Origin of the sequence: Candidatus Phyllobacterium onerii (assembly GCF_028331445.1) — a bacterium.
Taxonomy (GTDB): domain Bacteria; phylum Pseudomonadota; class Alphaproteobacteria; order Rhizobiales; family Rhizobiaceae; genus Phyllobacterium; species Phyllobacterium onerii.
The window spans coordinates 168,776-189,787 of record NZ_JAQMHX010000008.1 but is presented as its reverse complement, the minus strand read 5'-3'; the positions used below and the strand labels follow the sequence as shown (position 1 = coordinate 189,787).

Annotated in this window: 19 protein-coding genes; 11 read left to right on the top strand and 8 right to left on the bottom strand. The window is 56.8% G+C overall.

The genetic code is table 11. From position 1 onward, the window contains the following. Positions 1 to 2: 2 nt before the first annotated feature. Positions 3 to 1,748, bottom strand: coding sequence for a cation:proton antiporter domain-containing protein (locus PHA01_RS19225; RefSeq protein ID WP_271897979.1), 1,746 nt, complete (start codon positions 1,746 to 1,748; stop codon positions 3 to 5). Between the two features lie 374 nt (positions 1,749 to 2,122). Between PHA01_RS19225 and PHA01_RS19220 the strand changes: the two genes are divergently transcribed. The 8 genes from PHA01_RS19220 (at position 2,123) to PHA01_RS19185 (ending at position 10,699) form a co-directional block, all read left to right on the top strand. Continuing rightward, the gene (locus PHA01_RS19220) at positions 2,123 to 2,872 is read left to right on the top strand and encodes a GntR family transcriptional regulator (protein ID WP_271897978.1); all 750 of its coding nucleotides are present in this window, start codon (positions 2,123 to 2,125) and stop codon (positions 2,870 to 2,872) included. 70 nt (positions 2,873 to 2,942) lie between these two features. Further along, a complete protein-coding gene (locus tag PHA01_RS19215; RefSeq protein WP_271897977.1) occupies positions 2,943 to 4,481 on the top strand; it encodes a putative N-acetylmannosamine-6-phosphate 2-epimerase in 1,539 nt (512 codons plus the stop codon). Positions 4,482 to 4,484: 3 nt separating this feature from the next. Next, the gene (locus tag PHA01_RS19210) at positions 4,485 to 5,810 is read left to right on the top strand and encodes an ABC transporter substrate-binding protein (protein ID WP_271897976.1); all 1,326 of its coding nucleotides are present in this window, start codon (positions 4,485 to 4,487) and stop codon (positions 5,808 to 5,810) included. Positions 5,811 to 6,036: 226 nt separating this feature from the next. Beyond that, entirely contained in the window at positions 6,037 to 6,912 is an 876-nt protein-coding gene (locus PHA01_RS19205) for a carbohydrate ABC transporter permease (protein WP_271897975.1), read from the top strand. Continuing rightward, positions 6,909 to 7,730, top strand: coding sequence for a carbohydrate ABC transporter permease (locus PHA01_RS19200; RefSeq protein WP_271897974.1), 822 nt, complete (start codon positions 6,909 to 6,911; stop codon positions 7,728 to 7,730). Before PHA01_RS19205 ends, PHA01_RS19200 begins: the two co-directional genes overlap by 4 nt. Positions 7,731 to 7,801: 71 nt before the next feature. After that, a complete protein-coding gene (gene pobA / locus PHA01_RS19195; protein WP_271897973.1) occupies positions 7,802 to 8,974 on the top strand; it encodes a 4-hydroxybenzoate 3-monooxygenase in 1,173 nt (390 codons plus the stop codon). 87 nt (positions 8,975 to 9,061) lie between these two features. After that, complete coding sequence (locus tag PHA01_RS19190) at positions 9,062 to 10,171, top strand: calcium:cation antiporter (protein ID WP_271897972.1); 1,110 nt, start codon at positions 9,062 to 9,064, stop codon at positions 10,169 to 10,171. 111 nt (positions 10,172 to 10,282) lie between these two features. Next, positions 10,283 to 10,699: a hypothetical protein gene (locus tag PHA01_RS19185; protein WP_271897971.1), complete on the top strand. Its 417-nt coding sequence runs from the start codon at positions 10,283 to 10,285 to the stop codon at positions 10,697 to 10,699. A gap of 43 nt (positions 10,700 to 10,742) precedes the next feature. Here the strand turns inward: PHA01_RS19185 and PHA01_RS19180 are convergent, their stop codons facing one another. The 6 genes from PHA01_RS19180 to PHA01_RS19155 form a co-directional block, all read right to left on the bottom strand. Continuing rightward, positions 10,743 to 11,531: a hypothetical protein gene (locus PHA01_RS19180; RefSeq protein WP_271897970.1), complete on the bottom strand. Its 789-nt coding sequence runs from the start codon at positions 11,529 to 11,531 to the stop codon at positions 10,743 to 10,745. A 26-nt stretch (positions 11,532 to 11,557) separates the two neighbouring features. Next, positions 11,558 to 12,487, bottom strand: coding sequence for a DUF2950 domain-containing protein (locus PHA01_RS19175; protein WP_271897969.1), 930 nt, complete (start codon positions 12,485 to 12,487; stop codon positions 11,558 to 11,560). Between the two features lie 42 nt (positions 12,488 to 12,529). Further along, positions 12,530 to 14,023, bottom strand: a complete 1,494-nt coding sequence (locus PHA01_RS19170) for a DUF3300 domain-containing protein (RefSeq protein ID WP_271897968.1) — start codon at positions 14,021 to 14,023, stop codon at positions 12,530 to 12,532. 76 nt (positions 14,024 to 14,099) lie between these two features. Beyond that, positions 14,100 to 14,405, bottom strand: coding sequence for a hypothetical protein (locus PHA01_RS19165; RefSeq protein WP_271897967.1), 306 nt, complete (start codon positions 14,403 to 14,405; stop codon positions 14,100 to 14,102). A gap of 50 nt (positions 14,406 to 14,455) precedes the next feature. Beyond that, on the bottom strand, positions 14,456 to 15,145 hold the full coding sequence (locus PHA01_RS19160; protein ID WP_417020986.1) for a L,D-transpeptidase: 690 nt from the start codon (positions 15,143 to 15,145) through the stop codon (positions 14,456 to 14,458). Continuing rightward, positions 15,142 to 16,113, bottom strand: coding sequence for an ABC transporter substrate-binding protein (locus tag PHA01_RS19155; protein ID WP_271897966.1), 972 nt, complete (start codon positions 16,111 to 16,113; stop codon positions 15,142 to 15,144). Before PHA01_RS19155 ends, PHA01_RS19160 begins: the two co-directional genes overlap by 4 nt. Before the next feature lie 135 nt (positions 16,114 to 16,248). Between PHA01_RS19155 and PHA01_RS19150 the strand changes: the two genes are divergently transcribed. The 3 genes from PHA01_RS19150 to PHA01_RS19140 all read left to right on the top strand — a co-directional run bounded on the left by PHA01_RS19150 (position 16,249) and on the right by PHA01_RS19140 (position 19,428). Next, positions 16,249 to 16,881 carry a response regulator gene (locus tag PHA01_RS19150; protein WP_271897965.1) on the top strand — a complete coding sequence of 211 codons (633 nt, stop codon included), beginning with the start codon at positions 16,249 to 16,251 and terminating at the stop codon, positions 16,879 to 16,881. 74 nt (positions 16,882 to 16,955) lie between these two features. Beyond that, positions 16,956 to 18,239 carry an alpha/beta hydrolase gene (locus tag PHA01_RS19145; protein ID WP_417020992.1) on the top strand — a complete coding sequence of 428 codons (1,284 nt, stop codon included), beginning with the start codon at positions 16,956 to 16,958 and terminating at the stop codon, positions 18,237 to 18,239. Between the two features lie 7 nt (positions 18,240 to 18,246). Continuing rightward, complete coding sequence (locus PHA01_RS19140) at positions 18,247 to 19,428, top strand: hypothetical protein (RefSeq protein WP_271897963.1); 1,182 nt, start codon at positions 18,247 to 18,249, stop codon at positions 19,426 to 19,428. A 4-nt stretch (positions 19,429 to 19,432) separates the two neighbouring features. Here PHA01_RS19140 and PHA01_RS19135 read toward each other — a convergent pair whose 3' ends face one another. After that, positions 19,433 to 20,881, bottom strand: coding sequence for an MltF family protein (locus tag PHA01_RS19135; protein ID WP_271897962.1), 1,449 nt, complete (start codon positions 20,879 to 20,881; stop codon positions 19,433 to 19,435). Positions 20,882 to 21,012 lie beyond the last annotated feature (131 nt).

The following is a 21,012-nucleotide window of genomic DNA, read 5'->3' as shown; positions in this document are numbered from 1 at the left end:
AATTACGTCGCATCGAGAGACTTCTTGCGCTTCCTGCGTGAAACGTTCATCGCTTTTCTCTCTTTGGCCATATCACTGACTGCGGCTCGAAGTGCGGGATGCTTCGACATGAAAACATTGAAATCCCGACGTTCGAGAACCAGGAACTGACAAAAATCGACGGCGATGACGTCCGCGGTCCTACGCCCACCGCTCAAAAGTGCCATTTCGCCAAAGAAGGAGCCAGCCTGGAGACGAACCGGATCGTCCTCCAGTTGAACCTCTACCGCTCCCGATGAAATGAAATACATGCCGTCGCCACGATCGCCGATGCGGATGACGCGTTCGCCCGGTGATGCCACCTTTGGCCGGAACAACAGGAGAAGCTCTTCCTGAGAATTTTCGTCAACCTGGGCAAACATCGGGAAAGTCCCGATCAGCTGCTGCATTTCGAGCTGATGCTGCCTGTTTCTTTCATCGCTGATCTTCCGGATACGCTCCAGTTCGCGGCAAAGCGCGTCATGCTTGCTCTTGCCGTATTGTTCAAACAGCGATGGCCACTTTCGACGAACGGCTTTTTGTAGCCAGTCTCCACCGAGCAGAACGAGTGGATTAACAGTGATCGACAGGATGGCACCGGCTAGTATTAGATCCTGTCCCTCACGCGGCAAAAGGCCAAGTGAAACACCGAGACTCGCCAAAATGAAAGAGAACTCGCCGATCTGGGCCAGACCGGCAGCGACTGACAGGCCCATCGCGATCGGAAAGCGTAGGAGAACGACGATCAGGAACCCAATCAACGATTTACCAAAGATGATCAGCGCAAGCACGGCAGCAACCGCAAGCGGGTCGCGGATGATGACATAGGGGTCGAAAAGCATCCCGACAGAAACGAAAAACAGTACGGCGAACGCATTCTGCAGAGGCAGGGAGTCGGCCGCGGCACGATGGCTGAGATGCGACTCGCTCATGACGACGCCTGCGACAAACGCCCCGAGCGCAAAGGATACGCCGAAAATCTCCGCTGAGCCAAATGCGATGCCGAGCGCAACGGCAAGAACGGAAAGCGTGAACAGTTCGGGTGAGCCGGTTCGGGCAACCAATGTGAGAATCCACGGAACGACCTTAGGCCCGAAATATATAGCCATCACCGTAAAAGCGCCGACCTTGAGCAGGGTTATGCCGATGGTCAATGTGATGGCAAGGCCACCAGCCTCTCCGGCTGCAACGTCCGCATTACCGCCCAAAACCCCTGAAAATGCTGGCAACAGCACCAAGGCGAGAACCATCGCCAGATCTTCGACGATGAGCCAGCCGACGGTCACGCGGCCATTCACTGAGTCGACCTGATTGTGCTCTTCGAGCGCCTTGAGCAGGACCACGGTGCTGGCGACGGAAAGGCTAAGGCCAAACACAATCCCCGCACCAAGACCCCAGCCCCACAACGAACAAAGGCCGATGCCGAGCAGGGTAGCAAGCAGGATACGCCCCAGCGCTCCGGGGACCGCAACCCCTCGAACCGCCAACAGATCGGAGGCGGAAAAATGCAGGCCCACACCGAACATCAAAAGGATAACGCCCATTTCCGCGAGCTGCGAAGCAAGTCCGCTGTCGGCGACGATGCCTGGTGTGTACGGCCCCATCATGATGCCGGCGACAAGATAGCCGACGAGCGGCGGCAAGCGCAGGCGATCGGCCAGGTAGCCGAAGACCGCAGCAAACACAAAGCCGATAGCGACCGTCGCTAAGAGTGAGACCTCTTGATGCACGTCTCTCTTTCCATGAATTTTGCAGGCTCTCGAAGCAGGATTTCACAAAAGGTCGATCCGCAGGAAATTGCAATAGATCGTTCGATTGTGTTTGAACCCCCGCAGTTACAACTGGTCACACCTAAATTTCAATCCTGCGTAGCAAAAACCGTTCCGGATTCAAGGATTTTTGCGCAAGAATCGGATGTCCCTCTGCGAAAATGGCACTATTCCATATAAGAGCTCCGCAGAAATGAGAACCTGCTACGCAAAATCAACTATTCCGCCCTCTTCATCTCCGGAACTGCCCATACGATAATACCAGTTGGATTTCCAAAAAAATAATGCGAGGGTGAAAATCCAGCCCTTGGAAAGACCGCTGGCAAGGAGAGATCATGGAACGCCAGCAGCTGTTAGCGGAGATCCGATCGCGAATCGATGCGTTCGAAACTGGAATTCCGCTGCACAAGAAATTGAAGATGGCGCTGCAGGACCTCATCATCAGCAATCGCATAAAACGAGGCTCTACTCTTCCAGGCGAGCGGGCCGTGGCAGAGGCTCTTTCGCTTTCGCGTGTGACCGTCAGGAAGGCCCTGGAACTTCTTATCCAGGATGGCCATCTGCGGCGGCGGCATGGCGCGAAGACTGAAGTGAGCGTTCCCGTCGAGAAATCGCTTTCGACCCTCGCGAGCTTTTCCGAGGATATGGTTGCACGGGGGCTTGAACCCGGATGTATCTGGATTTCCAAGGAAATCAGCCGGCCATCTCCGGCGGAAGCGATGGCGCTCGCCTTACCGCCGAATGCAGACGTCATTCGCTTGAAACGGATACGAACTGCTGACGGGGAGCCTGCCGCCTACGAGACTGCAGTCGTTCCGGCAAGGTTTCTGCCATCACCCGAACTCGTTGGCGATTCCCTGTACGAGGCACTGGCAAAGCGCAACGCGTTGCCCCAGCGAGCCATACAACGGTTACGTTCGCGGCCTGCTTCGGTCCGTGACAGCGAGCTCTTGAAATGTGCGGCCGGCGCACCGCTGCTTATCATTGAACGGCGTTGTTTCCTTGCCGACGACCAGCCCGTGGAATTTACCGAAACAAGGTATCGCGGCGATCTTTACGATTTCGTTACGGAGTTAAGTCGCTAATACCAGTTTTTGACTGGTTGCAATCTGGTATGAACTGGATATCGTTCTCGCCATAAGCGAGGATTTTGAAGTGAAAATCGGGGATATCGAACGCAGCCTTATCGTCTCCTGCCAGCCGGTTCCGGACGGCCCGATGGACCGTGCCGAAATGGTCACGGCGTTTGCCTTGGCGGCGATCGCCGGAGGTGCAAGCGCACTCAGGATCGAATCGGTGGAATATGTGCGAGCGGTCCGCCAGGTGACGGACGCGCCGATCATCGGCATCGTTAAAAAAGATCTTGAAACGTCGCCCGTCCGCATCACGCCCCATGTGGCCGACGCGGTGGCGCTGGTAGATGCCGGCGCACAGATTGTCGCGTTCGACGCAACATCGCGGCCGCGGCCCGATACGGTCGCAGATATCATTACGGCCATTCACGCCAAAGGCGCTTTGGCAATGGCGGACTGTTCGTCGGTCGAGGATGGTCGCGCCGCGCTGGCCGCGGGTGCCGATTGTGTCGGGTCGACGCTGTCCGGTTATACGGGCGGACCGGTTCCCGATGCGCCAGATTTCGAGCTGATCGCCGGACTGCGGAAACTGATCCCCCATGTGATCGCAGAGGGCCGTATCAGGACGCCCGAGCAGGCAGCGGAGGCAGTTCACCGAGGGGCATTCAGCGTTGTCGTCGGCTCCGCGATCACCCGCACCGAGCATGTCACCTCGTGGTTCAAGCAGGCAATCGATGCCGGGTTGGCACGCAGAGCCAACCAAGCCGTGCTTGCGATCGATATCGGCGGGACCAAGACGATGGTGTGTCTGGTGAAAGAAGGCAAAGTCATCGAGGAGGTCCAATTTGCTACCGATCACAATCTTGGTCCCGACGGCTGGATCGACGTCATCGCCGCAAAGGTCTCCAACTGGCGCGGCTCCTATGGGCGGGTCGCTGCCGCCGTTACAGGGATTGTCGTCGACGGAAATTGGCAGGCACTAAATCCGGCAACGCTCAATCTACCGCAAGGCTATCCGCTCATCGACAGGTTGCGCGGTACGTTCGGCGTTGATGCAATTGCAGTCAACGATGCGCAATGTGCCGCCTGGGGCGAGCACCGGTTTGGCGCTGGCGCACAGAAGGACATGGTGTTCCTCACGATCTCGACCGGCATTGGCGGCGGCATCGTCATCAACGGCCGGCTCTTGCAGGGAACCGCCGGTCATTTCGGCTTGTTTCAGGGCTACTTCGAATGCTCGCACCGACCGCTCGAAGACAGCATTTCCGGCCACTGGATGAATGCGGAAGCCTGCAAGGCGGGCTATGAGCTGGAGGCGCCTGCCATCTTCGCCGCAGCGAGGTCCGGCGCGCCCTGGGCATCGCATATTATCGCAATTTCCGCCCGCAGACTCGCTATACTCTGCCAGAACATACAGCTGGCGCTTGATCCGAAATGCATCGTCATTGGCGGCGGGATCGGGCTTGCAGAAGGCTATATCGATCAGGTTCGGGGTGCATTTACATTTCCCAAAATATCGCTGCGTCCAACCCTAGTGAGTGCCGGTCTCGGCCGTCACGCGGGGGTGATCGGCGCGGCGGATCTCGCCATTGCACAATCCAACTCAATTATTGGAGGCTAGAACATGCTTAAATTTACAAAAATCACTTTATCGGCTCTCGCACTGATTACCACCTCCTTGGGCGCGGCCAACGCCGCGGTTACCGTTCTGGGATGGCCGGGCGGTTCGGAAGAAACCGCGTTGCGCGCAGTTGCCGAAGCCTACAACGCACAAAGCGGCGTTGCCAACACAGATAAAGTTGAACTGCTTTTCTATAGCCGCGATGGCTTCTACGACAAACTACAGGCCGACATGGCGGCAGGATCGAGCGCCTTCGACATTAATCTTCTCGCGACATATTCGATCGGCCGCTACGCGTCCTACATGGAGCCTGTCGACCTTGGCCCGGATGCCGCCAAGGTATTTGGCGAGTCGGTGCTGAAGACCATGCAGTTCGATGGCAAGCAATACGGCGTTCCGACCGATCTCTCCCTGCACTTCATGTATTACCGCAAGGACCTCGTCGACGCCCTGCTCGCGGACCCGGCAGCCAAGGCCAAATATGCCGAGATCAGCGAGAAATATCTCGGCAAACGCCTGGAGCCAAAAGCGCCCGACAGCTGGACCTGGGATGACTGGGCGGCGACCGCACTCTATTTCGCAAAGTCCGTAAATCCCGAAAGCCCGGTTCGCTACGGCACGGTACTCCAGATGAAGAACCTCCTCTTCAACATCATGGTGTGGCAATCCGTGGCGCGTGCCAATGGCGGCGACTGGATGGATGCTTCGGGTAATATCACCATCGACTCTCCGGCCTACCGGACGGCGCTGGAACTTTACAAGAAGCTCTACGATGCGGGTGCTTCGCCGAAGGATTCGCTATCCTACGAATATGCTGAAACGAATGCCGCGTTCGGCTCCGGTCAGGTGGCGACGGCACTGCAGTGGAATGCTGCAGCCAGCGAACTCACCGATCCCGCCAAATCCCCGGCGGTTGCCGAGAATGTCGGTATCGTTGCGCCACCAGCGGGCTCGGCCGTCCGGGCTGACCATATTCATGGCCTCGGGCTTGGTATCAACAAGAATGCCAAGAACAAGGCAGGTGCGGCGAAGTTCCTCCAATGGCTCGCGACCGAGGACGCGGCCTTGCTTTATGCCCGCAGCGGCGGTTCGCCTGCGCTCCTGCCCGATGTTGCGGCAAAGATTGCCAAGGAGCGACCGGATCTCGTTACGCTCGGTCAATATGCCGGCGCCTATGGCTATGTCATGACCGGTGCCACATCAGCCAATGCCTTCCCGGTTTACGAACTGCAGGCGAAGGAATTCACCGGCTACTGGTCGGGGCAGGAAACCTTGGACGAAGCGCTTGCCAACACAAAGGCTGGCATGGAGAAACTGCTGAAGCCTTAAGCCTCCCGCCGCGGTATCTCTTCCCTTGTGGGAGAGAAAGCGATTTCAGCATCTTAGCGCTTGCTAAGTGCTAGAAATCGCAAGAGAGGGGATTTTTCTGGTGCATTTCACATCCCCTCTCTTGGATTTTCCAAGGATTTAGCAAGGGCTAAATCCAGGAAAATCCTTTCTCCCCCACAAGGGGGGAGATAGGCATCTTATTCCAGACCATTTGCAAAGGAAAACCATGGTCAATTTGGACCACAAAGGCTGGAGAATTTTTGCGAGCCCGCTGGTCGGGTTTCTCCTGCTTTTCCTTGGATTTCCGATCCTGATCGATCTCGTCTACAGCCTTTCGCGTGTCAGTTTCACGAATTTGCGCAGCCCGGAAATCGTCGGTTTCGGGAACTACGGCGAGGTGCTCGGCGATGGACAATTCTGGCGGGCCAGCTGGTTTTCACTGCGCTTCGGCGTGATCACGGCAATTCTGGAATGTGTGCTCGGTCTCGGGCTTGCCGTGTTCCTGTCGCCTCTGATCGAGAAGCGCTCATGGCTCATGGCGCCGCTGATGTTGCCACTGATGGTTGCACCGGCAATGATCGGACTGATGTACCGGCTCGTGCTGCACGAGTTCGTCGGCCCTGTGCCGTACTATCTGTATCTGTGGTTTGGCGACAGCCCGTCATTCCTCAATGCGGAAAATGCCTTCTGGACCCTTGTCGTCGTCGAGACGTTGCAGTGGACACCATTCGCATTGCTACTCTTCTACACCGCCTACCGGGCCATTCCGAACGATGTGCGTGAAGCCTCGGCCATCGATGGTGCTTCCGCTCGCCAAATCTTGACGGCAATTGAATTGCCCCTGATGCGGCCAACCCTCATCTTCACTTTTTTCATCCGGTTTATCGACGGATTTCGCGTATTCGACAACGTCTATACGCTAACCGGCAGTGGTCCCGGCGGTTCGACCACATCGCTGCCGATCTACATCTACGAGGCCTTCTTCAAGCAAGGCGCGATCGGCAAGGCAATCGCCGCTTCCGTCATCCTGTTTCTGGCGTCGTTCGTTGGTTTGTACGCGCTGACATGGCTGTCGCGCCGCGGGAAAGGCGCCGCGTCATGATCAACCTCGCGCGCTGGATCGTCTATGCCGTGGCTGCTCTTGCCCTGAATTTTCCGGTTATCGTCACGCTGCTGACCTCTTTCAAGAGCGGTAAGGAAATATCGGACAATCCCGGATTCTGGATTTCGAGCCCCACCCTTGCAAACTATGCGCAGGTTCTGCAGGTGAGTGACCGGTTGAACATTTTTGCCTATCTCTTCAACAGTCTGGCGGCCTCCCTGATCGGCACGGTGCTCGCCATGATCATTACTTTTCCGGCAGCCTATGCCATTGCGCGCGGCAAATATGGCCGCAAGGTCCTGATGCCGCTGATCGTCAATCTGCGCGCGGTGCCGCTGATCATCTTTGCAATCCCGCTCTACATGATGTTTCAGTTTGCCGGCCTGCTCGATACACAGCTTGGCCTCGGGCTGATCCTGACGATCGTCAATCTGCCGCTTTCGCTGATCGTATTCGTCAACGCGATTGGGGAAGTTCCCATCGAAATCGACGAGGCGGCAAAGCTGGACGGTATGAGCAAATGGGGAATCATGAAGGGGATGATGTTGCCGGTCTGCCGCCCCGCGCTCGCCACAGTCTTCATCTTCGGGTTCATCACAGCGTGGAACGAATTCCTGTTCGGACTGATGCTGACGTCAAACAGGGCTGTTCCGATGACAGTCGGCGCTTCGTTCTTCTTCGCGGCGAGCGGCGGCGGCATTCAATGGGGCGCGGCGTCGGCAGTCATGATCGTCGGCGCATTGCCGCCAATGCTCATCGGCATCATCATGTACCGACAGATCAGCGGTTCCATGACGGCAGGTGCGGTGAAGGGATAGGTGGTTCGCGAAATCTCCCTTGCTGTCCGAGCCGCGCCGGTACAGAGTTGAGCCAAAAATGCGGGGGGATCATGCGCACCCAGATCGTCATCATCGGCTCGGGACCATCCGGCCTGCTGCTTGGACAGCTCTTGAGCGATGCAGGGATCGGCAACATCGTCCTCGACCGCGTCGGCAAGAAATATATCCTCGGCCGCGTCCGCGCGGGGGTTCTCGAGGAAGGCACAGTCGAACTGATCGACAGGGCAAAATCCGGCGCGAGGATGCACGTCGAGGGGCTACCGCACGATGGCTTTTCTCTTGTCTTCGACGGACGCGATCATCGCATCGACCTGACTGGCCTTACCGGCGGCAAGCGCGTCATGGTCTACGGCCAGACGGAACTCACCCGCGACCTGATGGAACATCGCGAAAAAAACGGCGGCGAGAGCATCTATGATGCAAGCAACGTTCAGCCGCATGATTTCGATGGCAATTCGCCCTACGTCACTTATGAAAAAGACGGCATCACCCATCGGATCGACTGCGATTTCATTGCCGGTTGCGATGGTTTTCATGGTGTCAGCCGCAAATCCATCTCGGAGAAATCGCTGCGCGTCTTCGAGAAAGTCTATCCCTTCGGTTGGCTGGGCATCCTTGCCGATGTGCCGCCGGTCAATCACGAACTGATCTATGCCAATCATCCGCGCGGCTTCGCGCTGTGCTCCATGCGCTCCGTGACCCGCAGCCGCTACTATGTGCAATGTGCACTCGACCAGAAGATCGAGAACTGGAGCGACGACCGCTTCTGGGACGAGCTGCGGCGGCGACTGCCTCCCCACCATGCGGATGCGGTGATAACTGGACCTTCGTTCGAAAAGTCGATCGCGCCCCTGCGCTCCTTCGTTGCGGAACCCATGCGCTTCGGACGTCTTTTCCTCGTCGGCGATGCGGCGCATATTGTGCCCCCGACGGGAGCCAAGGGGCTTAATCTGGCGGCGAGCGACGTCCATTATCTTTTCTCCGGACTTGCCGAATATTATCGCGATGGTTCGGATGGCGGCATCGACGCGTATTCGGCGCGGGCGCTTTCACGCACCTGGAAAGCGGTGCGCTTTTCCTGGTGGATGACAACGATGATGCATCGTTTTCCAGATACGGGGGAATTCGACCAGAAGATCCAGGAGACTGAGCTCGACTATCTCACGCATTCCCGCGCCGCCTCTACGGTGCTAGCGGAAAACTATGTCGGTTTGCCTTACTGAACGCGATTTTAATTCGATCGGTCTATGGTTGAGCCGGACACCTCAAGCTAGTGTGATTTGCCAATTCGCTCATTTGGAACAGCGCCCATGATCTCGCGCCACATACCGGCTTCGTCATATCTGGTACCGCTCGGAGCGCTGGCACTTGCCATTGCTGTGCAGCTCTTTGGTGTTCCGGGCGGCCATAGTCATGCCTGGGTAACAGTTCTCGTTTCACTGATCACCCTCGCAATTTTGCTCGTCACCGTATTCGTCGTCCTCGAACATGCGGAGGCTCTGGCGTTCCGTCTTGGCCAGCCCTACGGAACGCTGCTGCTCACCTTTGCTGTAACGACGGTGGAGGTTTCGATCATCGTCTCGATGATGCTGCATGGTGCAAACAACCCAACGCTGGCGCGCGAGTCGGTGTTCTCGACGGTCATGATCGTCTGCGCGGGTGTCGTCGGCCTCTGTCTTACGCTTGGAGCATGGCAGCATCACCAGCAGGACCTGAAACGGCAGGGAACAAGCGCCATCCTTTCGGTCCTGACCGCCCTGACGGTGCTGACGCTCGTTCTGCCCAATTATACACTTTCGACGGATCCGGGCAGCTTTTCTACTGTGCAGCTCGTCTTCGTCAGCTTCTGTTCGGTGCTGCTCTATGCGAGTTTCGTGTTTGCGCAGACGGTGCGCCAGCGCGAAGACTTTCTTGACGAAAGCGCTGCATATGCAGGGATCCATGCTGGAAATCAATCCAACCGAGCACTTTTTGCGAATGCAATTTTCCTGGTGATCGGACTGGTTGGCATTGTCCTGCTCGCCGAACAGGTCGCCGTCGGCATCGAAGATGGCCTTGCGGCACTGAATGTCGCGCAGAGCGATTCCATCGTCGGCGCATTTATCGCGACACTGGTGCTTCTGCCTGAAGGCTTGGCCGCCATTCGTGCCGCGCTCAACAATGAATTGCAGCGCAGCCTCAACATTGCGCTCGGTTCGGCCCTGGCTACAATCGGGCTGACAATCCCGGCGGTCGGCATGGCAAGCATTATCACCGGCCGGCAACTCACGCTCGGCCTTTCGGCGGGCGATACGGTCCTACTGGCGCTGGTCCTTTCGATCAGCATTCACAGTTTCGGAACGGGACGCACCACGGTGCTGACCGGAATGGTGCATCTGGTCGTCTTCATTGCTTTCGTGCTTCTGCTTGCAGCTCCTTAAAAAGAAGACGCATTTACAGTATCGTAGCCGTATATTCACCGCCGCTGCATTCCCAGCGCGAAGACGAACATCTATTGTTGCCAAGGTGAAACGGATCCCGGAGCAAATTCGATGAAAAGCAAATTCGGCAAAGTCATATTGGCGGGCGGTGTCCTCGGTTTCTGCCTGACAACCGGCGTCATGGCGGCAACGATCAAGGAACTGCAGGGCGCCTGGACCATGAACGGCACCAAATGCGAAGATACGTTCAAGAAGGTCGGCAAGACAATCGAGTTCAAGGACCGCACGTCGTCCACATCGACAGGATTGCTGATCAGCGGCAGCAAGGTCACTGGACAGAACGCAGTGTGCACGACAAAGAGCGTGAAGAAACAGAAAGACCGCCTGTCGGCGACATTGTCATGCACCGATTCGATGATCGAAAGTGATATGACGCAGACGTTCAAGATCGTCGACGCCAACACGTTTCAGAGGTTCGACCCCTTCGGCGATAATATGTATGTTACCTACAAGAAGTGCGACATGTGATGTTCGAGCCTTGCCGCCCGCGCGCTGCGGGCTGGCTTGGCTGTCAGAAATGCATGACGACGCCGAAGATCGGTCCCTGCTCGACGACATTCATGACAAAACCGTCATTGCTGTAATCGACGCCAAGCGCACGATAGCCGGCTACGGCTGAAACCTTTTCGTTGAAACTGTAGCCGATGCCACCGGCAACATCCCAGTCGACATCGGCACCGCCGCCGCCAACAAGACCCCAGCCGGTAAAATACACCTTGTCGGTGATCGAATATTTGGCGCGAATGCCGCCGAGGCCATCGACCCAAGTCGCGCTGTCTTCACGCTTCACACCGTCGAGAATGCCGCCACTAAACGCAATCTCGGTGCTGGCATTCCATATCCTCAACCCGGCGACAACATCGAGGTTGCCTCTTTCGCTCTGCAGCACGGAATACCCAGCGCCGACGAGCCCGGCAAAGGTTTCGGAGGTCACGCTGACATTGTCCGCGATAATCCCTCGCGGCGTGCCCCGGCCACTGGAGATCTTCGTGTACATGATATCGGTGAAAATGCTGTAGCGATCATAGCGCGCCTCGCCAATGGCCATGGCGGCAAAATCGAGCTCCTTGAGGATATCGCCAAAGTCCATGTCCATGTGCACCGTGGGCAGGCCGAAAAGACCCGTATCGCCGGACATGCCCGCTGCCCAGAAATAGGGGCTGACCGCAAAGGTCCAACCATCCTTTTCGATTTGCTTGAGTTCCGGCGCCATCGGCGAAGTAATATCGGCGGCTGAGACCGGGCTTGCAAACAGCAAACCAGCCGCAAGCGCCGGTGCCAAAGTATTAAAAAGTTTCATCGCTGTCCCCCTTTTGAACGTCGCGATCAGTCGTCAACCGAATCCCATGTATGATCCGGATTGAATGACCTTATCTCTTTAACCATCTTGTCGGTAGCCGGTCCGAGGTCCTTTTCGTAAATGGTCCCATGATGACTGACGACGAAAGTCTTGATTCCGGTTTCGCCATATATTGCCGGCCAGGCGATCAAGGCATGTCCGGCGATCATGTTGCCATTGATGACAAAATCATACTTGCCGCCGGCAATGTTGCTGCCCTGGCCTTTGAGTATCCGGTAGCGATAACCGAAATAGCCCCGGTCTGACTTCGCGCTGGCTTCGATCTTGGCATCATCTCCAAAACTCCCGGCAGGACTTTCCTCGCCGCCGTCCGATTTCCAGTAGAGCCCGTCGTGCTTTCCTTCTTCACTGATCAGCTTCTGAGCAAATTCGAGCACGCCATCACCATCGTGATCCTCCTGCGCGTATGCAGTTTGGGCGAGGATATAATTACGCAATGTCTCTATTGCCGCGGTTTCGTTCTCACCGATTCGCCGCGCCAGAATTTCCTCCAGCCCCTTCTTCGTATCGAACTGCCAGCCGGCGTCCTGCTTGACCAAGGGGAAAGGAAATGGCCATGCGAGCTTGCCAAGAATGACTTCCTTGCTGCCATCTTTCCGGTCTTTCAGTTCGGCGCGCTCCCCGGAGGCCTTCTGGAGGTCGGTTAAACGATCATCGAAGTCATCCGATTTCTTGGCCGCTTCGGCATTCAGACCAAGAACCTTGGCCAAAGCGTCGACATCCTTGGCACCGAGATCCTTCTTCAGAGCATCGAGTGCCTCCCCAGGTTCCTTGAAAGTTTCCGACTTTGCGCCAACGAAACGTTGAAGCGAAGGCTCTGCCGCAATCAAAGGAGACGTTGCCGCTATCGAAAGGAATGCGGAAGCGAGAAGTAATTTCAAAATCGAGCGATACATTTTCGTAATCCCTTCACAAGGAATGGTGATGGCTTTGACAGGTCACCGACGGCCACGGCCTCCGCCACCTCGACCTCCGCCGCCTCTGCCTCCGCCGCCGCGTTGCACCCTGGGGCCGCCACCGCCCCTGGCGCGCTGGCCGCCACCCTGGACCCTGGCACCACCGCCACCCTGGGCTCTGGGACGTCCTCCGCCGCCGCCCAGGCTGGCATTGCCGCGCTGGGACGAGGCACGGGCATCCCGACCGGAGCCATAATTGCCGAGTGCACTTGGCTGCCTCGGACGGTTATCGACTCGGCCGCCTGCCGGCTGTTGCCGAGGTCGATCCGGGCGGTTGGCGTTAGGTCTGTTGGCGGCCCCTGCACCTTGTCCAATGTTGCGGTTGCCCGCGCCTTGTCCGATGTTGCGGTTTCCCGCTCCTGCGCCTTGCCCGATATCGCGATTGGCTGGACGATTTGCACCTTGACCAGGACGATTGTCGGCGAAGTTGCCGCCATCCCTTTGCTTCAGCTGGTTCTGCACATCGCGGCGTACATCGCTGCTCTGTATCCTTGATCCGAGTGCGCCACCCGCGGCGCCTGCGAGCCCGGCACCTGCAAGCCCGCCAAGGTTACCGAGGTTGCCACCGCCATTCTCTCTCAAATCGAGCCGATTTCCCCTGTTCTCACGAACATTGTTCGTGATGGAATCCCGGTCGAAATTGAATTTGCTGCTATCGAAATTGAGATTATTGATATTGTTTTTGTCAAAGTGGAAATCGTTGCGATTGATTTCACCGATGTCGATGTCGACGTCATTACCTCCCCATGAGTGCCAATTATCCCAGTCGACCGCCGCACCGAAAACCGCTCCGGTGATAAATCCGCTCCAATAGGGAGCGTAAGGATAATAATATGAAGGGTAAGGATCGCCATAAACGATCGGGGTCGTCGCAACATAGGTCGGGCTGGTCAGGATGACGGGATCATAGGTCGGAACGTACGTCACTTCCTTTTTGGCAGGACGGATGATGACGTTGTTGTCGTTATTCGTTTCCACGACAACCTTGTCATTTGACTTGATCGTACCGTTGTCCACTGCCTTGTCGCGGAGTTCCTGTATGGCCACAAGCACGTCTTTCTGCTGACTGACAACCGCCTCACCCAGTTGCTGCGTCCATTCGAGATCGTCGTTCATCATCGTGAGGACTGTTGGATAGTTGAGAAGCGATATGACGCTTCCGTCCCATGATGGATCGGGTTTCGCATCCGGCTTTGCCTTCGCCTGATCCTGAAACCGCGCCGCCTGGACGATCTGTAGAGGGTTGAGCGCGGCCGAAAGCACGAGAGCCACAAGGTCGTCGGGATAGAGCGCGATGCGCGCGGTCAGCGTTTGCAGCTCTGCCGCAGTCAGTAGTGCAGGCGCCGGTGCCACAGGTGCGGCCGGCGCTATTGCGGCGGGCGCAGGCTGCGTCTGCGTCCAAGCCTGCATGCCCGGCCCACACATCAGCAGCGCTGCCGAAGCGACCACGGCAATCGTTTTTTGGTGCAATGACATAGCGGCTCTCCTCAAATTCCACGTTCTGATGACGTGCAGCACCCCGGTAATTGCTTGCAGTCGGTTCGTTAGGGCATCAAACTTTTTCCACAGACAGGACGGCTCCGGTGGAATCGATCAGGCAAGTCGAACGCTGACCTTTGGAGTCGAGGATGATCTGATATCTACCGCCATCCACCGCCGCCGAACTCACGGGAAGGACCGTCGCGCTGTCGCCGCCAAACTTTGTCGCCGAAGCGCTGGCGCAGGCCAATTGCAAATCGGCTGGTGCCGTCTGCGCCGTGTTTCTTGCCATGTTTTCGGGTGTGGGGCTGTTGTCCGACACACATCCTGCCAGCGCAAATATACCACTCGCGACCATAATGAAGTTGATATTTTTCAAATGTCCTCGACCTGATCTGCAAAGCATCGTTTTCCCCCTGACTTTGCTACTCAAACACCTTTGTAGAGTGACGCGCCCTGCATGAGCACGATCACTTTCGCTCCGACCTGGATCTGTGAAGCCAGATCGACAATGTCTTCATTGTTCATTCTGATGCAGCCCGACGACACATTGAGCCCGATAGACCAGGGCTCCGGCGTGCCGTGGATGCGATAGATCGTGTCCTGATCGCCCTCATAGAGATAAAGCGCACGTGCTCCGAGTGGATTGTCGGGACCACCGGGCATTCCCCCTGCGAACTTCACGGCATTCGGGTCACGCGCGACCATCTCGGCGGGCGGCGTCCAGGTTGGCCATTCGGCTATACGCCCGACGCGCACTATACCCGCCCATCCGAAACCGTCGCGGCCAACGCCAATGCCATATCGAACGGCCTGACCACCACCTTTGACGAGATAAAGGAAATGCTGGTTGCCATCGATGATGATGGTTCCCGGTTTTTCAGCGGTCCGGAACGGAACCATCTGCTTGCGGAATGCCTCGGGCACCTGACCGTTCGCCGCGTAATATTTGCGGGCTTTCTTGCTGTCATAGGCGATCCAGGTCCGGGTCTTCGTATCGTAGATCTGCGTCTTTGGAACCTGGGCCAGTCCGGCCGCGATACCACCAATGAATAATCCTGCTACAGCCAGAAAAATGGCTGACTGCATACCAAGAAACGATGCGGAACTTCTTTTCATTTCGCCGTCCCCTTCAACCATTTTTGCACCCGGTCCGCATGTTTTCCGACCCATGCCTTGGCGTAGTCGGCTGGGGGCTGGCGGTCGACTTCGACCGCATAGCTCATCTCGGTGATTTCGTCGGGCGTGAAATCGATGTTTTCAAGGAACTTGGTCACTTGCGGACTCTTCGTAGCCAATGCCTTCGAGTAGGCGATGTGAAAGCGTGCGGCATCCCAGGCAACGGGTGCACTCGATTTGGCCAGCCAATCAGGATCGTCCGCAGGCAGGATTACATGCCACTTGGACGCATCGTGGGCGGGCTCATCAAGCTTGACGATGTCATGCAGCTTGAAGACGACATGGGGGCTATAGCACGCAAATATGATCGGCTTGTCTGTCGCCTCGGCCGCATCGACCGCCGCCATGCCCATTTCCTCCGGCATTTCGAGAAGCCGCATTGTCTTGGCATAACCATAACTGTTGGCCCGAATACGTTCGATGACTGTGGATGACCACGTCTCGGCGCCAATCCACATCTCTCCCTGGCCATCGCCGTCCGTGTCGAAAGCTGCGGTCTTTTTCGGATCGAGAAGATCTGCGACCGCATGGATGCCCGTTTTATCGACTGTCTGCTTGGTCGTGCAAATGCCCTGCCAGGCGGGGACGCCGAAATCCGCGAGTTGGACTTTATCGCCGTATTTCTCCACCAGTGAATTGAGGTTCGGCAGCCAGACCTCCGGATGGACATCGACCTCCCCGGAAGCAAGCCCGGCGAAAGCGGTCATCGTCCCCATCTCCTCGACGTCGACGCTCATATGCATATTCGCTTCGAGGGTTGTCTTGATGATGTTTGCGGTAACCTGGCCCGACGGCCAATTCGGCATGGCGACAACCAGATCGGCTGCAATTGAAGTCGCGGGAAACGTGATCCAGACTGACAGGACCAATCCCGCAAATTGACCGAGCTTCGTTAATCGTTGCCTCATCTGCCACGCTCCCACATGATATGATCGGCATTAGCAAGCATCGACTGCATTATCGTAAGTACGTAACTGTTAATTTTTGCCGGAAAAGCGTTTCCGGTGTAGAACTTAAGAGTCCATTCGGACGCGTGGGGTGGTATGACGAGGATTCTGATCGCGGATGACCATGAGATCGTCCGGCAAGGCGTGAAAGCGATCCTGTCGAAGCGGGATCGCTGGGAAATCGTCGGCGAAGCAGCCGACGGGCGGGACGCTGTCGGACAGGCACGACTGACCGAACCGGAAATCGTCATTCTCGACTACGCCTTGCCGTTCATCAATGGTGTGGAAGCGGCGCGACAAATCCGGCTGCACAGTCCGAAGACCGAGGTCCTGATATTTACCCAGCACGACAATGAAGCTCTGCTGCGCAACATTCTTGAAGCGGGCGTACGCGGCTATTTGCTGAAATCCGATGCCACGCAATATCTCATCCAGGCAGTGGAAGCATTGGAGCACCGCCAGCCGTTCTTTACCAAGACGGTGTCTGACATGCTCGTGTCATCCTATCTCGCTAAATCCGATGCTACGTCGAGTATTCTCACCTCTCGCGAAACGGCAGTGGTCAAACTGATTGCCGAGGGCCATAGCAACAAGGAGACGGCTGCGGTGCTTGGCCTCAGCGAGAAGACCGTCGAAAGCCACCGTGCGGCTGCAATGCGGAAACTGGATGCCAAATCCACCGCGGCCCTTGTTCGATATGCCATAAGAAACCGGTTGATCGAGGCTTGACGATGGTTTCGCGCAAAATGGCCAAGCACTACCATGACTCACCCGCCGCAATTTCCTCGAGTGAAAGCATCGACATGAACCATACCTCCGAAGCAGCTCAGCTGCCGCGGCCATCCCGCAGTCCCCGGGCCGCACTGCCGGTGCTTGGGCTCTTGCTCACGCTCGCATTGGCCGGTTGCGCCGGGCATGCCAAAGGCGTAATGGCTCCGGTGGCCGTGACGGGTGCAACGGGTGGTTCAACGGTCGACATGCTCGTCGTTACCAGCCGCGTCCCCTCGCACGATCCGGCGACGTTGTTTACAGGGGAGCGCAGCCCGACGCCTTATTTGACGGATATCACCGTATCTATCCCTTCCGATGCCAAGCGCAAAGCGGGAACAGTCCAGTGGCCGAAAAAGGTACCGCCGAATCCGGAAACGGACTTTGCCGTGACAAAAGTGCAGCAACTGCATTCCCCCGAAGAGGGACGCGCCTGGTTCCGCCAGCATGTCGTTAATGGGCATGCGATGGTCTTCGTCCATGGTTTCAACAACCGCTACGAAGATTCGGTTTTCCGCTTCGCCCAGATCATCCACGATTCCAAGGCGCAGGTAACGCCAATCCTGTTCACCTGGCCTTCGAGAGCACGCGTATTCGATTATAATTACGACAAGGAGAGCACCAACTTCTCGCGTACTGCGCTTGAACAGGGACTGCAAACGCTTGCCAAGGACAAGGACGTCAAGGAAATCACGGTCATGGCCCACTCGATGGGAACATGGCTCGCCATGGAATCGCTGCGGCAGATGGCGATACGCGATGGCCGGGTGCAGCCCAAGATAAAGAATGTGATCCTTGCCTCACCCGATATCGATGTCGATGTCTTCGCAAGGCAATGGAACGAACTTGGCAAGGACAAGCCGAAAATCACCATCTTCGTGTCGCAGGACGACAGGGCCTTGAAGGTGTCGCGGTTGATCTCGGGCGACGTCGATCGCCTTGGTGCGATCAATCCGGCGGCGGAGCCTTACAAGACCAAGCTGGAAGCGGCCGGAATAACCGTCGTGGATCTGACCCAGGTCAAAACCGATGACGGACTGCGCCACGGCAAATTCGCCGAGAGCCCGGAGATCGTCCAGCTCATCGGACAGCGGCTCGTGACGGGACAGACGCTTACCGATTCAGACGTTTCCTTCGCTGACGGCGTGACGGCGGTTGTGGCGGGAAGCGTCGGCACCGTGGGCAAAGTCGCCGCCACGACCGTCACCGCCCCGCTCACCGTGCTCGAGGGCAACAAGATCGAATACAGACGTCCTAAATCCGACAGGTTGAACGAGACTTTGCACAGCAAGTCGCCCACGCCCGAGCTTAGCTACTAGGCGGACAATGGCGCTCGACCAGGACAACGATCCGGCCTTCCTCGTGTTTCGCGGAGGGCCGTTTTACAACTTGCAGCTGAAAACACATCTGCTTGACGGAATCGATCTCAAGCCCCTGCCGCGCGCGTTGATATTCATGGCGATTGCGTGGGGTATACCACTTCTGTTGACCCTCGTCGCGGGCACGGCTTTCGGGATGCTGGAAGCGCGTCCATATTTACTCGATCCCGGCACCTTCGCACGTTTCTTTCTGGCGATCGGGCTGTTCATTTTTGCCGAAACACAGATAGAGAACCACCTGAGTGACGCGGTGAGATACTTCTTTACAGGCCACCTCCTTGACGAGAAGTCACTTGTGTACGCCAAGGCGGCAATTCGCAAAGCAAGTGAGCGTCTCGACGCACGACTGGGAGAAATTATCTGTTTGACGCTTGCCATCCTTGCATCGATATTCCTGATATCGAACATGCAGGAACAAGCATCCTCGTCCTGGGCCATGACAATCAACGATGAGGGACGATCCCTCAGTCTTGCGGCTTGGTGGTCCATCGTCATCAGCAACACGCTTTTCTGGTTTCTACTCTTGCGTGCGGTATTGCGGCACATCGTGTGGGCGCTATTGCTGCGTGATTTTTCAAGGCTCGGGACAAGGCTTGTGGCAACGCATCCTGACGGTCACGCCGGTCTGAGTTTCGTCGGCCGCTATCCCAACGGCTATATTCTGTTCACCATCGCGGTAAGTAGCGTCGTCGCCGGCACTTTGACGCACCAAGTCTTGCACGGAACAGTTACAGCAACCGCATTTGGCTCTGTCATGGGTCTTTGGCTCGCCGTTATATTAGCCTATTTCGGCGTACCGCTGATCGGCTTTGCCCGTGTGCTCGGAAAGCTCAAGCGACAAACGTTACTCGCAGCATCCGCACGGGCAACCGACTATCAACGGCAATCCGAGCGTAACACGCTTGGCAAGAACGTTGTCGGCGGTGGCGAAAAAACCATCAAAGGCGATGAAATACCCGATCCAGGCAAGCTCTACGATGCGGCGAAAAAGCTCTCACCGATGCTGGTGACGCGATCGACGCTTGTGCCCGTCTCCGCCGCTGCCCTGCTCCCATTCGTGGCGATCGGTCTGACGCAGCTGCCGATGAAGGAGCTGGCTCCGATTCTGAAGCGTCTGTTGCTGCTTTAGAGCTCTAGCCTCCCTTGGCTCCGACGCTTAGGGCATTGGCATTTTCGTGCACCCGATCAACCAGCATCGAATATGCGACATAGTATTTGTAGATATTCCCCACATATTGCACCGTCTCTCGACCGACGATAGCGGCGGCGGCATTTTCGACATTGCCGAACCAGATATCCGGGTCAAGGCCGAGCTGCACAGCCCTGTCCTGGAACTTCTTCAGGTTTCCGGGGCCGGCATTATAAGCCGCGAAAGCCAGTAATTGTCTGTCGCGCTCATTCATTCCCGGATTGTCGAGATATGTATCCATCAAATAGCGCAAATATTTCGACCCAGCCTCGACGTTACGGTCCTCATTCTTGTCGATGCCATCGATACCAACCGCCTTGTCCCGGGCCGTCGCCGGTAAAAGTTGCATGATGCCCACGGCGCCGCGCGGGCTGCGTTTTGACTGGTCGAGCTTCGATTCCTGGTAGCCTTGCGCCATCAGCATAAGATAGTCGAACGAATAGGTTTTCCCGTGCTTGCGAAAAATCTCGACAAGCCGTTTGAATTTTTCCACGTCGTCGCCCGAATAGGCGCGCTGCAGTATCCGGTCGCTCTTGAAATAAGTGTTCCTCAGAATATTGCCAAAGGCAGTGCCAACGCGATGCGCGGCAACAAAAACGTCCAGCTCTTTCTTGAGCTGGGGGCTGTTCTTGCGGATTGCCCAGGCGATCTGGCCGTCGCTCGAAATCTCGATGTCGTCGCGTACCTTGATATCGGTGAAAATCGTCGACCAGATCGCAGCCTTGTACTGGTCGACGATGGTATAGTGCAGCAGATCGGCGTTTACCATTTCGAGGAGATCCTCATCCTCAAGGTTTTCGTCCATTATCTGTAACTTGATCTCGTCCTTGCCGCGCGACTTCAGGTCCTGGTTCAGCTTTAGAAGATGCTCGTAATAGCTGCTCGTCTCACGCACCGCGATCTGCTTGCCAGAGAGATCGTCGAGATGGAAAACCTCATCGGAGGAAGGACTGGCGACGAGAACCTCACTGGCCTTGTCATAGATGGGAATGGTAAAATCGACCTGTTTGAGGCGCTCAGGCGTTATCGTCAGATTGGCCATGACGATATCGCCCAACCCTTCATTCAGCGCAGGCAACAGCCGGTCGCGCGCTGTCGGGATGAAAACGACATGGACACGGTTTATCTCTTTTTTCCTGCCGATATTGAGCGCAGTTTCCAGCGCCGTGCCAAACTCGACGGCTGTACCATATTGCTTGCCCTTGTCGATGAAGTAGATCGTCTTGCTGTATGGGACAAGAACCCGCACGATCCGCCGCTGCATCATGCCATCGAGGTCGAGCAGATGTTGGTGAATCAGGCTTTTTTCTGCTGAGTGAGCTTCCACTGCCAGAATACAGGAGACCAGCGCCACCAGCCGGAAAAGTGCACGAACAAGAGACAACTTGGGCATTATCGCAAACTCCTGTTCCGGCAGCGAAAGTTCACAGTTCCGTCGACTATATGGGGGCCCGAGCGCGTCCGTAACTGCCCGACTTCGCGGTGGGTGCAAGGGAGAGCGAATTCGTCAATCGCCGGTCCCGC